At 30.5% G+C, this 12,861-nt stretch carries 11 protein-coding genes; 3 read left to right on the top strand and 8 right to left on the bottom strand.

What is annotated here, in order from left to right; translation table 11 throughout:
- The first annotated feature begins 10 nt into the window (after positions 1–10).
- The 3 genes from JOP69_RS04620 to JOP69_RS04610 all read left to right on the top strand — a co-directional run bounded on the left by JOP69_RS04620 (position 11) and on the right by JOP69_RS04610 (position 4,261).
- The gene (locus tag JOP69_RS04620) at positions 11–1,303 is read left to right on the top strand and encodes a family 16 glycosylhydrolase (protein WP_203392262.1); all 1,293 of its coding nucleotides are present in this window, start codon (positions 11–13) and stop codon (positions 1,301–1,303) included.
- A gap of 193 nt (positions 1,304–1,496) precedes the next feature.
- The gene (locus JOP69_RS04615; RefSeq protein WP_203392263.1) at positions 1,497–2,987 is read left to right on the top strand and encodes a sulfatase; all 1,491 of its coding nucleotides are present in this window, start codon (positions 1,497–1,499) and stop codon (positions 2,985–2,987) included.
- Positions 2,988–3,013: 26 nt separating this feature from the next.
- Positions 3,014–4,261 carry a family 43 glycosylhydrolase gene (locus tag JOP69_RS04610; protein WP_203392264.1) on the top strand — a complete coding sequence of 416 codons (1,248 nt, stop codon included), beginning with the start codon at positions 3,014–3,016 and terminating at the stop codon, positions 4,259–4,261.
- A 280-nt stretch (positions 4,262–4,541) separates the two neighbouring features.
- Here JOP69_RS04610 and JOP69_RS04605 read toward each other — a convergent pair whose 3' ends face one another.
- The 8 genes from JOP69_RS04605 to JOP69_RS04570 all read right to left on the bottom strand — a co-directional run bounded on the left by JOP69_RS04605 (position 4,542) and on the right by JOP69_RS04570 (position 12,754).
- Positions 4,542–8,195: an AAA family ATPase gene (locus JOP69_RS04605; protein ID WP_203392265.1), complete on the bottom strand. Its 3,654-nt coding sequence runs from the start codon at positions 8,193–8,195 to the stop codon at positions 4,542–4,544.
- 11 nt (positions 8,196–8,206) lie between these two features.
- The gene (gene sbcD / locus JOP69_RS04600) at positions 8,207–9,409 is read right to left on the bottom strand and encodes an exonuclease subunit SbcD (RefSeq protein ID WP_203392266.1); all 1,203 of its coding nucleotides are present in this window, start codon (positions 9,407–9,409) and stop codon (positions 8,207–8,209) included.
- Positions 9,406–9,831, bottom strand: coding sequence for a UPF0158 family protein (locus tag JOP69_RS04595; RefSeq protein WP_203392267.1), 426 nt, complete (start codon positions 9,829–9,831; stop codon positions 9,406–9,408). Before JOP69_RS04595 ends, sbcD begins: the two co-directional genes overlap by 4 nt.
- The gene (locus tag JOP69_RS04590; RefSeq protein WP_203392268.1) at positions 9,824–10,168 is read right to left on the bottom strand and encodes a DUF3024 domain-containing protein; all 345 of its coding nucleotides are present in this window, start codon (positions 10,166–10,168) and stop codon (positions 9,824–9,826) included. The genes JOP69_RS04595 and JOP69_RS04590 overlap by 8 nt, the downstream gene beginning before the upstream one ends.
- A 161-nt stretch (positions 10,169–10,329) precedes the next feature.
- The gene (locus JOP69_RS04585; RefSeq protein WP_203392269.1) at positions 10,330–11,070 is read right to left on the bottom strand and encodes a DUF3667 domain-containing protein; all 741 of its coding nucleotides are present in this window, start codon (positions 11,068–11,070) and stop codon (positions 10,330–10,332) included.
- Positions 11,071–11,072: 2 nt separating this feature from the next.
- Positions 11,073–11,327, bottom strand: coding sequence for a hypothetical protein (locus JOP69_RS04580; protein ID WP_203392270.1), 255 nt, complete (start codon positions 11,325–11,327; stop codon positions 11,073–11,075).
- 155 nt (positions 11,328–11,482) lie between these two features.
- Positions 11,483–11,863 (bottom strand): hypothetical protein, encoded by a 381-nt coding sequence (locus tag JOP69_RS04575; RefSeq protein ID WP_252191190.1) that lies wholly within the window; start codon positions 11,861–11,863, stop codon positions 11,483–11,485.
- 246 nt (positions 11,864–12,109) lie between these two features.
- Complete coding sequence (locus JOP69_RS04570; RefSeq protein WP_203392271.1) at positions 12,110–12,754, bottom strand: porin family protein; 645 nt, start codon at positions 12,752–12,754, stop codon at positions 12,110–12,112.
- Positions 12,755–12,861: the final 107 nt, after the last annotated feature.

Here is a 12,861-nt window from a genome sequence, read left to right as displayed (position 1 = left end):
ATATTGTAAAATGAGAGATTTTTTAGTACTTAAATTAGTAATTGTATTTCTGTTTTTTAGTTTTTATTCATTTTCACAAAACAATTCTTCGGGTCCACCAAAACCACCAGTTGGAAAAAGGTGGGTAATGAATCCAGATTTTTCAGATGAGTTTAACGGTACTCAATTAGACGCTACAAAATGGCTAGATAATCATCCTACTTGGAAAGGTAGAGAACCGGGTTTATTTATGTCGTCACAGGTTTCTGTAAAAGATGGATATCTTCAAATTAAAGGAGAAAAAATGGAAAAAGACACCATCATTCACGCTTATAATAGAGACTTAACTTTTAATATAAAAGGAGGTGCTGTAGTTTCTAAAAAGGCTGTTTTTCTTGGATATTATGAAACAAGAATGAAAGCATCTGCAACAACCATGTCCGCAACATTTTGGTTTTCATCAGGAGGAAGTAATGTTGGTCCAAATGAGTGCGATAAGTATGGTTTGGAATGGGATATACAAGAATGTATAGGAAGAACAGGCGGATTTAAAGGCGATTATTTTGCAAAAGGAATGCATTCTAATGCACATTTTTGGTATACAGATTGTGAAAAAAAGCGTCATGATCATAGAGCGTCACAAGTTAGATTTGAAGAAGAAGAACTTGCATCAGAGAGTTTTCACACCTACGGTGGATGGTGGCGCGATGAAAGTTCTGCTAGTTATTATTATGATAATAGAGCACCTAAACATCAGTCTTTTTATGATGAGGTAAAGAAAAAACCTTTTGATAAACCGATGTATATGCGTTTGGTTTGTGAAACCTATCCGTTTCCTTGGATTGAGCTTCCGAATGAAAAAGAATTATCAGATCCTTCAAAAAATACGGTGTATTATGATTGGGTTAGAGGTTATGAATTGGTAGATGTTTTGGATGAAAAAGTGAATCAAGAATATGAAGTTGGTGTAAAATTATACGATGAAAGTGTAATTTTTTCTGAAATAGAAATGGAATTAGCAATGTTAAAAGCAAATGAAATAAAAATTCCAATAAGCTTTAAAGCAAATGAAAAGCGCGTGCTGTATTTAAAAATTTCAGAAAAAATAAATAAATCAAAAGAGAAAAAGAACATAAAAGTAGCAGAAACCACCATTACTATTTCTCCTGGTTATGGGAATTTAGAAGCTCTTGTAAAATTAAAAAAGAAACTTTCTAGTAATATTACGTATAAAGTTGAGGCAAGTTTACTTCCTATAAATGGTACTAATAAAGCAAAAGATGCTTTAGATAAAAGTATTTTATTTTTCACATTGAAGAAGTAAGAAAATTTTTTAAGAACATCACTAAATAAGTTTTTATAAAAACCTAAGAAACCCACAAAGGATTTGTCTTAGGTTTTTGTGTTTATAGTAACTAAACCCATGAATATAGACCATGTATTCTGTTGTTCCGTTTATTTGTTCTAATCAAACTAGTCATATTTATTTACTTTTATTATCTAGAAAATATAGATTCATGAAAAAAAATATAAACATAAGATTCGTTATCGCTTTTGCCTTATTTAGCATTTGTTCTTTTGCTCAAAAAAATGAAAAACCAAATATTGTTTGGGTCATTACAGACGAACATAATTTTAGAACCTTAGGTTGTTATCGAGATTTAATGGAAGCTTCTCAGGCGAAACAATGGGGAGATAAAGTGGTAGAAACGCCAAATTTAGATTGGTTAGCAAACAACGGAGCTTTATTTACAAGTATGTATGCTTCGTCTCCAGTTTGTTCACCTTCTAGATCCAGTATGTTTACTGGCCAATATCCGCAGACTGTAAATATGCAAATTAACAACAGAGTGTTAGATAAAAGCTATCCTACAATTGCAAATGTTTTAAATAAAGAAGGCTACAACACAGGTTATATTGGGAAATGGCATTTGGATGGTGATGCAAAACCAGGTTGGGCACCAGAGGCTAGTCATGGTTTTAAGAATAATAAATACATGTTTAATAGAGGGCATTGGAAAGTTTTTGGAACCAAAACAGATGGTACGCCGTTTATTCCAACAAAAGATAAAAAAGGAGTTCCGAATTATGGAATGAAAGGGGCTAATGAAAAAACATATTCTACAGATTGGTTAATGGATAGAGCAATAGATTTTATTGCAGAACAGAAAAAAGACCCTTTCTTTTGTGTAGTTAGTTTGCCAGAACCTCATGGGCCAGATGCTGTAAGAGCGCCTTATGACACCATGTTTATGGCTAATGAATTTAACTTACCAAAAACATTTACAGAAGGACGAACAGCGCATTCACCAAAATGGAGAAAACCATTAGGGAAAAACTTTACAGAAGAAAAGTTACATGAAATGGTGGCTACGTATTTTGGATCGGTTAAATGTATAGATGATAATATGGGGAAATTGATAAAATCATTAAAAGACCAAGGTATTTTAGAAAATACAATTGTTATGTTTTCTTCGGATCATGGAGATTTATTAGGTGAGCATAATCAAATAAATAAAGGGGCGCCTTTTGAAGGATCTGCATTAATTCCGTTTATTATGTATCACGGAAAATCTATAAAACCAGGTACAATTGTAAATAAAGCGGTAAATAATACAGATTGGATGCCTACATTTTTAAATATGGTTGGTGCTAAAAACATACCAAAATCAGCAGGAAAAGATTTATCGGAACTGATTAAAAATCCAAAATTAAGCACTTTTGAAGGCGTTACTTTTAGTAGAATTCATAAAAGTTGGGTAGCAGTTATTACAGATAGATATAAACTTGCGATTGATGTTTCTAATAAATCTAAACCTTGGTTAATTGATACAGAAAAAGATCCGGATGAATTGATCAATTTTTATGGTGATAAAAACTATAAAGAGATTACAATTCAGTTGGCTAAAAAATTACAGAATTATGTAAAGGAGCAAAAAGATCCTTTTAAAGACAATGCTGAATTTAATAAAAAGTTAAAGCAAGTATTAGCTTATGGTAATAATTAGTAGAAAAAGGATAACATAAATCATAAATGAAAAAACTACATATATTATTAGCAATACTTTCTTTAGGAATTCTTGGATGTGAGCAGAAAGAAGAAAAATCAGAAGTAAATTCTGAAAATAATCAAAGTGCATCATACAAGCGTTTTAAAGAAAATAAGCTTCGTTATGAGAAATTTAATGAGTTTGAAACTAAATTCAAGTTTACGAAGATTACAGGTATTGGCTTTGAAGAAGGTGTTACACGAAGAGATCCTTCTAGTGTTATTAAAGTCGATAGTTTGTACTATGTTTGGTATACAAGGCCACCATCAGGTATTCCTGTAGTAGGTATAAAAGCTGCGAATGATACATTAAGAGCATATCATTGGGATTTAGCTGAGGTTTGGTATGCTACTTCTCCAGATGGATATAAATGGACAGAAAAAGGTGTCGCAATTAAAAGAGGAAAAAAAGGAGAGTACGACCACAGAAGTGTTTTTACAACTGATATTTTGGTTGCAAAAGGAAAATATTACTTGTTCTATCAAGCAGCAGGAAGTCTAAAACAAGGACATAAAGGAGGAAAGGACCCCATTTTTGGAGGGGATTTTAATCCAAATGTTTTAGGAATGTCTTGGGCAGATTCTCCTGATGGACCATGGCATCGTATGGAAAAACCAGTATTATATCCAGGAAATCAGGATGATTGGGATGGTAATGTAGTTCACGACCCATCATTAATTGTACGTGGTGGGAAATATTGGCTGTATTATAAATCGTCTCCCCGAACTCCGTGGGATAACAATGAAAGAGGAAATGTATTGTCTAGAAAATATGCAGATATTAATAGAGCAGCAGTAGGTTTGGCAATAGCAGATAAACCAGAAGGACCTTATATCAAATCAAAATACAATCCTGTAATTGTTGGTGGACATGAAGTAATTGTATGGCCTTATAAAAAGGGAGTTTGTGCTATTTTAACTGAAGGACCAGAAGCCAATAGTATTCAATTTGCAGAAGATGGTATTAATTTTCATCCGGTAAAACATGGTTTAGAAAAACCTGAGGCAGGAGGAATGTATAGAGTTAGTAACTTTGTAGACACAGATAGTATTCCTGGAAAAGGTGTTACTTGGGGAATAATGCATCGACTTGGTAAATGGAATTACCTAGAACGTTTTGATTGTAATTTAAGTTTAGAGAAAGGGTTGAAGGTAGAAGAAGAGTACAATAAGATGCAAGAATGGATGCATACGGATAAAAAATGGGAAGACATTAATAACAAAAAGGATTAAATTATTTTGAAGAAGTAATTAGGCACGAACGTAATGGTGGGATATAGTTGTCATATGAATCGATGAGAGCTTTGTTCTACTGCCAACCTCATGGTGACAAGAAGCATAAATTGATTGTTTTTTTTGGAATGAATGCCTTAACTAATATTACAGCTATTGGAATAGCAAATATCTTAAGGGCGGTAATCTAAAATTTAAAAGGATTTTAAGAAAACAGGATTAAACTATAAATAATTTAACCCTGAGTTTTGTTACTTACACAGATTTTAGGATAGTGTCTCTATATAATCTCTACAGCACTAACACCGTTGCTTTTTTTAGTAATTCTAATTTGAGTAGGAATTCGTTCCTTTAAGTTTTCTACGTGAGAGATAATTCCGATTATTTTTCCTTGAGATTGCAATGTTTCTAAAGTCGATATTACGGTTTCTAATGTATTGCTGTCTAGCGTCCCAAAACCTTCATCAATAAAAAGAGAATCTATTTTTACGTTTTTGCTCGCCAAATCAGACAATCCTAAGGCCAAAGCCAAACTAATGATAAACTTTTCTCCACCACTAGAAGTATCTACCAAACGAGCTTGATCGGTTTGATAATGGTCTATCAGATTAAAATTCAGCTCTTCTTTTGGTTTGTAAGAATCTTCCATTTTTAAAGAATAACGTTTGTTTAATTTATACAAATGCACATTGGCAATATCCAATAAATGTTTTAGCGTTAAACGCTGTACATAGACGTTAAAGGCATCTTTAGAATTCCCAATAATTTTAAAAAGTTCTTTCCAAACGGTGCAAATTTCTGATTGCTTCTCTATTTTTTTATAAACTTCTTGATTACGATCACGTATTTCTTTGTCTTTTCTAAACGCTTCTACAATTTTTCCTTTTTCGGATAAGAAAGTTTTGTTTTTAGCATGTAAAGTTTCTAAAAGCAACTTACTTTCTGCTTCAGATATTTCAAAAGTTTTAGATTTTTGTAAACCTGCGATTGCTTTTGTATTAACCTCTTTAAGGGTTTTTATTTTGAGTTCATTCTCTTTTATACGTTCTTTATTAGTGGTGAATTTTAACTGATCTTCAGTTGATAATAAAGCACTTTCAACAGTTTCTTTTGAAGTAAATACGCTCTCTTTTAATTGTGATGCTAGTGATACATTTAAAACATTTAATTTTTCTTTGAGCTCTTTTTGAGTCGCAATGTGATCTACTTTTAACGTTTCTTGTTTGTTTTTTGCATCTACCAATTTTTGCAAACGAATGGTATTTAATTTGGCGTTTTCAACTACTTTGTTTTTTGAACTTTGTAAACTATTTCTTTTACTTTCTACAGAAAATTCAATAGGCAAAATAGCAGTTCGTTGTGTTTTTAATTCGTTGTATTTAACATCTGAAGCAGTACTGGTTTTTAGTGTTTCTGCTTCGGTTTTAGAAAGGGTTTCTAGTTGCTTATTATGATTTTCAATCTTGATTTCAAGTACTTTTTCTGAAGCTTTTAAAGTATCTAAATTCTTTTGTGTTCTATTAAAGACTGTAATTTTTTCTTCAATTTCTTTAATAAAGAGAGTTGTATTTTCAGTTGATGGTAATTGGTAGTTGTATTTAGAAAGTTGTGTTTTAAAATCAGCTTCTAAGTCTGTACAAGTTTTAGATAAACGATCTATTGTTTTCTGACTTTCATCAATATCAACTTTGGCATTTTTATTTTTTTCTTCTAGCGTGGCAACCGTTGTTTTTAGTGTTTGAACTGCTTGGTTTTGTGCTTCAAACTCTTTTGAAAATTTATCCTTATCAACTTGTAATTGTTGAGCGACCGCTAAATTTTTATTTAAATCTTTTAGTTGTGAGGTGAGCTGATTTAACTCAATATCAATTTGAGGAAGATTACTTAGTTCACAAGAAATAGGGATTTGTTTTACACTCGCTTCAATTGTATTTAATTCTGTAGTAAGTGTCTTTATTTGCGTTATTAAACTTTCTACGCTGGTATTTAGTTGTACCTCATTTTTATCTAAAACGTTTTTAGAGTGGGTGAGTGTTTGTAGTTTTTCCTTTCTTTTATTGAATTCTAATTCGGCTTTAGAAATATTAATGGTTATTAAATGTTCCGTAAACGGATGCTCTTTAGAACCACATAAACCACAAGGTTGTCCGTCAATTAAATACTGACGATCATCTTCATACTTGGCAACACTTTTTTCTAAATCTAAAATTTTTGATGCATCAGTAACCGCTTTTTCTTGAACTTCTATATCCTTATGTAAGCTTGCTATTTGTGTATGAATTCCTTTTAAATCAGTTGTATATTTTTTTTCACTCTCTACTAAAGTAATCTTGGTTGCTTTTGTTTTAGTATGCTGTTCTGCAAGTGTTTTAAATTGTTTCCAATGAGATTCAGTAACAAGAAGTTTGTCTTTTTTAGCTAATAAATCAGTTGAATTCTTTTGTTTGATGGCTGTGTTAATTGTAGAAATTTCTTTCTCAATTTTGGTAACCTCAGCTACTTTTTTTAGTAATAATTCACTATTTTCTTTTAACGTTTCTGTCGTTTTAGAAATGGCAGATTTCTTTTCAATAAGAGATAAAACAGTTGCATTTAGTGTTTCTTTATGTCCTTTTAAGGTGGTTAAACCGGTGGTCCAATCAGAAATTTCTAAGGCAACTTCTTTTAAAAATTTGTTTTCAGAAATAAAAGCGGCATCAATTTTAATATGAGCAACGGTATCATTTAATTCTTTGCTTAGCTTTTGCTGATCTAAAGTTAAAGTAGCTATTTGTTGCTTTAATTCGGCTATTTTTTCTTTACATTTTTGCTGAGTAGTAATTTCATTTTTTAACTCGCTATCTAATTTTGTTACGGTATCTAGTTTTGGCAACCAAGTAGAAAATTCTTTCTCAGAAGCAGCTATTTCTATAGCTTCTTTTTTTGTAATAGTTTCTAGTTGTTCAATCTGTGGTTTTAGTGTAACTAATTCCTTTTCAATTAAACTTAATTGATTTTCCTTTAAAAGAGCCTCTTTTTCAATTCTATTTAAATTCTGAATCAATTCTTTAAAAGGCGCTGCTTTTTCATTTAAAGCTAATAAATCTAATTCTGGTTTATGCTTTTCAATAAAAGAATGTAACGTTTTTGTGTTTTGGTCTAAAGTTTCGGCAGCGGCAACCAATTCTTTATATTGCACATACCAATCTGCAATAACCTGAGTGGCTTTTATTTCTTTTTCAGTTGTAAGAATGTCGGAATCTAAGACTTTGTCATGTTGTTTTAAATCGGTTTTTGCATCTTCCGATAAAATATCATCGGCGTTAATTTTAGCTTCAATTTCTCTTAGTATTTTTTCCTCTTCAGATTTTCTATCTAAAATACCTTGACCAATTTTTTTATAAATCTGTTCGCCAGTAATTTGCTCTAATAATTTTCCTTTTTCTGGTCCTTTTGCTGTTAAAAACGAAGCAAATTCTCCTTGTGCCAACATTACAGATCTTAAAAACTGATTGTAATCTAATTGAGTAGCGCTCACTACTTCGGTAATTAAATTTCGTTTTTGAGTCGCTAAAATTTTATCTGTTCTTAAGTTTTTTAAACTGACTTCTTCCTTCGGATTTTTATAGGGTTTGCCATTTTTATCAGCAATTCTAATTCCCCAAAACGCCTCATAAACGGTGGTGTCATTTTTAAAAGTAACCCGACTAAAAGCATCATGTGCACCATGACTTACAACATCTAACAAAGTACCTTTTGATCCGTTAAAACGGGGTACACTGTGATACAAGGCAATAGTGATAGCATCTAAAATTGTTGTTTTTCCTGCACCTGTAGATCCTGTAATGGCATACAAACCAACATCTCTAAATTGTTCGTTTTCAAAATCGATAACAATAGGAGTGTTTGATTTTAAGGAGTTTATGTTTTGTAATTCTATCTTTAAAATTTTCATAGAAAGCTGCCTTATTGTTTTTTAACGGATTGTAAAATTTCATTAAAAGCATCCCAAACCTCAGGTCTTTTTTCTAAATCATAATCCATTTCTGCACATTTTAGTTTAAAAACTTCTGTAGGTAATAATTCTTTGATTGATTTTGTGTTTTCTAACAACTCTTCAATTCCTTTAATTTTACGCTGATTTTTTAATCCTATTTTTAAGATTTCAAAAGGGTATTTCTCCGCTTCAGACTTTAAATCGTCTGTATTAACAGTGTTGTCTTCTTTTAAAGCAATTTCTACCCAAGGCGTTAAATTGTACGAATTAGAAGTAAGGCTAGAAAAAGAACTCATACATTCTTGTAAATTACCTATAAGCTTGTAAAATTCTCTAAAATTAGGAATTACATCATCTTTAATGTCCGTAATTTTATTATTTTCTACCGATAAAATAATCACTTTTTTGTCGTAATTAATTTCACTAAAACTTAAAACATTTGGCGATCCAGAATACCGAACTTTGTCGTTTCCGCCAATGATTTGCGGTCTGTGTAAATGCCCCAAAGCGATATAATCAAAATACGTAGGAAAATCTTCTGCACCAATATGTCCCAGCGTTCCTACATAAATATTTTGTTCACTATCAGAAATCGTTCCGCCAGTGGCAAACAAATGACCCATGGCAATTACAGGCGCATTGCTTGTGTTTATCTCTTTACACTGTGTTGCAGCAGACACATAATGGTTTATCAATGCCGTTTTGTATTTGTCTGTTAATTCATCAAAAGTTTCACCAGCCACAGCACGTCTAATATCTCCATCACGCAAATAAGGAACTGCAGCAATAATTACTTTTTCGTTATTTATTTCAATTTCAAAAACTTCATCGTTAATATCTTCCGTTGCCTTACCCACCACCTTTATAGATAATGCGCCTAAGATGTGTTTTGGCGCATTTAAAGTTCCTGGAGAATCATGGTTTCCACCTGTAATAATGATCGATTTACAAGTGGTTCCGTTTAGTTTTACTAAAAAACTGTAATACATTTCTAAACTCTGGTTAGACGGAGAACCGGTGTCAAAAACATCACCAGAAATTAAAAGTACATCAATCTTTTGGTCTATAATGTAGGTTTCAATCCAACTTAAAAATAAAGATTGTTCTTCAAACTGTGATTGTTCGTGCAAGCGATGTCCTAAATGCCAATCGGCAGTGTGCAGTATTTTCATTTTCTTAAACTTAATATTTTAGCAACTATTTTTTCTAGTTCGAGTTGTTTAAAATCAAACCAATCTTGTCTAAAATTAGATTGTTCTATTTGATGTTTAAAATTCTGAAATGGTTTTTTTCTTTGTAAAACAGCTTCCAATTCCAATTTAAAATTTTGGTCAGTTAATTGTGCTACAAAATGTTCCATTATTTTAAAAGAGTCGAAACTTTCTAAGGGTTCAATTTTTAGGAAATCGGCTTTATGTTGTTTAACTTTTTTCAAAGTTTCACCAAAAGCCTCTTTAAATTCTTCTTCGTCAAAAACTTGTGAAAAATCTGGAATAGCTATAATTTCATGCGTTTTAAAGTTATAATAGCATTCATATCCACAATCTAAATCTTGTGCAATTTCTTTAATTATGTGTTGTTTTGTTTTATCCATAAAAGCAACCGTGTTTATCTTCTTTTATAATCTCTATGATTTTCCCTATATGTGTAGATTCTGGAAACGGTTCATAAAGTTCCCATTTTCCGCTTGCTCGCATCCAATAGAGTTTCCATGTTTTTTTGGTCTTATAATGTCTAATTCTTGCAAATTCTATTTTTTGTTTTTCTTCTGGGTTTTGCCAATTTGGTCTTATTTCAAATAAACATACAACATTTGCCTTATAAAGGTATCCAATATCTACTTGTTTTCTAATTTCTAAATCTTCCGGTCTTAATGATTCTACATAACTTTTTATAGTAGCTTCGTTAATGTCTATGATTTTTGTTGGCATTTTGGGTGGTGGTTTTGCTTTTCAAACGTTGTTGTGTAAGCTTTGTTGCGTTGTTTAAGCAGTGAATTTAGTAAATAAAACAAGAACTGCGAAATTCCGCAGGAATTTCCCAAGTGAGCTAAAACCAGCAATAAAGTTTATACGGTGTTAGCAGAAGTTATTTATGTTCCACTTTTAATAATCCCCATAACAAATCCCGGTATCATAAAGAAGATCATATATGAAAAGATAACACCTAAACTTCTAATTATTAAAGATTTTTTTGAATATCCATAATCTGAAAAGAATTGTTTATAATACCAAAATGAATAAATTATTGAAAAAAGTGAAACAAGACTATAAGCTGTTATTAACCCTTTTTGACTTGTATAAAAAACAGTTAATATTGTAAAAGCCAATCCAATTATTAATTCCGCAACAGTTTTGTATGAATTTAAAACAAAATGTTCTGTTAGATTTAGTTTTGATTTTCTGAACCAAAGAAAACTAAAAATAGAATAAAAAGGGATAGTTAATAACAACGTGGATTTAGGATGTTCTTTTGTAAATTCTTCAATAACGTTCATTGACTCCTTAGTACTTTCAGGCATTAAATCCGAAAGTCTTACTTGAGAATATTCACTAACAAAATGTGAGACTGCAAGAATAATTAGTAGTAGTGTTATTACACTAAAGTACTTAACTCTCTTTCCATTTATAAACTCTCTTATACTATGACCTGGTCTTATAAATAGTTCTCTAATTGTAAAAAAAACGCCATTGTTAACGTTCCAAATTCCATTAATTAAATCGTGTTCTATAAAATGTATGAATGAATATCTATGAACACTTGTTTTTTGTCCACAATTAGCACAAAAGTTACCTTTAATGATTTCATTACAATTTTGGCAATTAGCATCCATTTTTATTTTCGATATTTTATTTCTTTCAGAATTTCTTTCTCTAAAACTTTATTGTTTTTAGAACTTTTAATTATTAGGTATCCAATTATTAAGGGGAAAAAAGTAGAGAATCCAAAACCATTATTCACAACGCTATAGATGAAAATTCCAATTGTTAAACCAATAAGAGTTGCATCAATTATTTTACTTGATTTTAGATTTTTTATTTTCTGTAAAAGTTCTTCGTCACTCCATTCTAATAAAATTTTGTGTTCCATATATCTAATTTTTTTTTAATTTCTGCTAACGTTTTTATATATGATTTGTTGCGTGTTTTAAGCAACTAATTTAGTAAATAATTACCGACCAAGAAAGTCCGCGAGGATTTTCGTAAGTGTGCTAAAACCAAGCTATAAAATATACCAGTTGTTAGCTATAGTTTTATTTGTCTTTTAATCAATCTATCGATTCGTCTTTTGTTTTCCTGTTGTAATAATGAAGGATATAAATTCATTAAAATATTCGGAATCATTATTGTTAATCCAAATAAATAGTTATTTGAAATCCCTTGGTAAAGGGCGATAGCAGTCACGAATATAAATCCGATTAAATGACCTATTTCGGCAATTGTCATTTCTTTTCGTATATCTCTTAAATCCGTTTTTTTATCTTTTAAAGCTATTTTCTGATTGAAAAATTTGAAAAAGGAATTTTTCAAAATCCACTTAAAGTATTCAATTCCAATATTTTTATTCAGAGTTTTACTCTCAATAAAATTCAGGTTTGATATTTTTTTGTAGTATTCAGTTTTCATAAGAATAATATTTAGAATCATTCCGACTATCCAAGATATGAATGATATTGATATTCCAAATGTCAGATATTTAATCATCATAATCTTTTTTTTTAATTGTAGCTAACGTTTTTATATATGATTTGTTGCGTGTTTTAAGCAACTAATTTAGTAAATAATTACCGACCAAGAAAGTCCGCGAGGACTTTCGTAAGTAAGCGAGAAGCCAGCAATAAATTATATACGGTGGTTACAAACAGTTTTATATTAGAGTTTATAAGATAGCCCAAAATATAAAATAGAACTATTCAAGTGATGTCTTTCTGTAAATCCATAAGAATATCGAATGTCAATCTGATATAATTCAGATATTCTATAACCAAAACCAATTGCTCCAGCAAATTCAAAATTTTCAGAGTTAGAGTTTTTTAAAATCAGTTGAGAATTAATTGGTCCATCTTTATAAGATATATTCCTACTAAAAGCATATCCAAATTGTGGTCCAATTTCAAAAAAATATTTATTCAGATTAAGGTTTAATAAAATTGGAATTAACACATTATATTCATCTATTATCGCTTTTGTTTCTCGATAAACTACTATGTCTTGATCTGTATAAATAGTACGTAAATCTTTAAATTCAATAGTTGCTTTACTACCAGTTTTGGAAATTAATAATTCAGGTTTTATTGAGATTATTTCATTGATTCCAATATTAGAGTACGCACCAATATAGAAACCTATTTTTCCATTATAGTCAGCAGGTATATGAGTAAATAAATTTGAATCAATATTATCAATGTAATTTGAGTAATTTATTCCACCTTTTATTCCAAAAGCGATATTTTTATTTTGAGAAAATGATATTAATGGAAAAATAGTTAATAATCCAATAAATAAAGTTTTTTTCATTGCTATATTTGTATTATATTGATATAGGTTGACCTTTTTTTAGGTTAATTTCTACCGTTCAAAAGCTTTTTTTAGCCGTTTAGAAGGCAAAAAATAATTTGAACTAG

The sequence above is a fragment of the Polaribacter sp. Q13 genome, from assembly GCF_016858305.2.
Taxonomy (GTDB): Bacteria; Bacteroidota; Bacteroidia; order Flavobacteriales; family Flavobacteriaceae; genus Polaribacter.
The sequence above is the reverse complement of the archived record's forward strand: the minus strand, read 5'-3'. Positions and strand labels throughout refer to the sequence as shown.

Coding starts and splice junctions, on each gene's coding strand:
- JOP69_RS04620 (WP_203392262.1), top strand. CDS start 11: ATGAGAGATTTTTTAGTACTTAAATTAGTAATTGTATTTCTGTTTTTT.
- JOP69_RS04615 (WP_203392263.1), top strand. CDS start 1,497: ATGAAAAAAAATATAAACATAAGATTCGTTATCGCTTTTGCCTTATTT.
- JOP69_RS04610 (WP_203392264.1), top strand. CDS start 3,014: ATGAAAAAACTACATATATTATTAGCAATACTTTCTTTAGGAATTCTT.
- JOP69_RS04605 (WP_203392265.1), bottom strand. CDS start 8,195: ATGAAAATTTTAAAGATAGAATTACAAAACATAAACTCCTTAAAATCA.
- sbcD (WP_203392266.1), bottom strand. CDS start 9,409: ATGAAAATACTGCACACTGCCGATTGGCATTTAGGACATCGCTTGCAC.
- JOP69_RS04595 (WP_203392267.1), bottom strand. CDS start 9,831: ATGGATAAAACAAAACAACACATAATTAAAGAAATTGCACAAGATTTA.
- JOP69_RS04590 (WP_203392268.1), bottom strand. CDS start 10,168: ATGCCAACAAAAATCATAGACATTAACGAAGCTACTATAAAAAGTTAT.
- JOP69_RS04585 (WP_203392269.1), bottom strand. CDS start 11,070: ATGGATGCTAATTGCCAAAATTGTAATGAAATCATTAAAGGTAACTTT.
- JOP69_RS04580 (WP_203392270.1), bottom strand. CDS start 11,327: ATGGAACACAAAATTTTATTAGAATGGAGTGACGAAGAACTTTTACAG.
- JOP69_RS04575 (WP_252191190.1), bottom strand. CDS start 11,863: ATGAAAACTGAATACTACAAAAAAATATCAAACCTGAATTTTATTGAG.
- JOP69_RS04570 (WP_203392271.1), bottom strand. CDS start 12,754: ATGAAAAAAACTTTATTTATTGGATTATTAACTATTTTTCCATTAATA.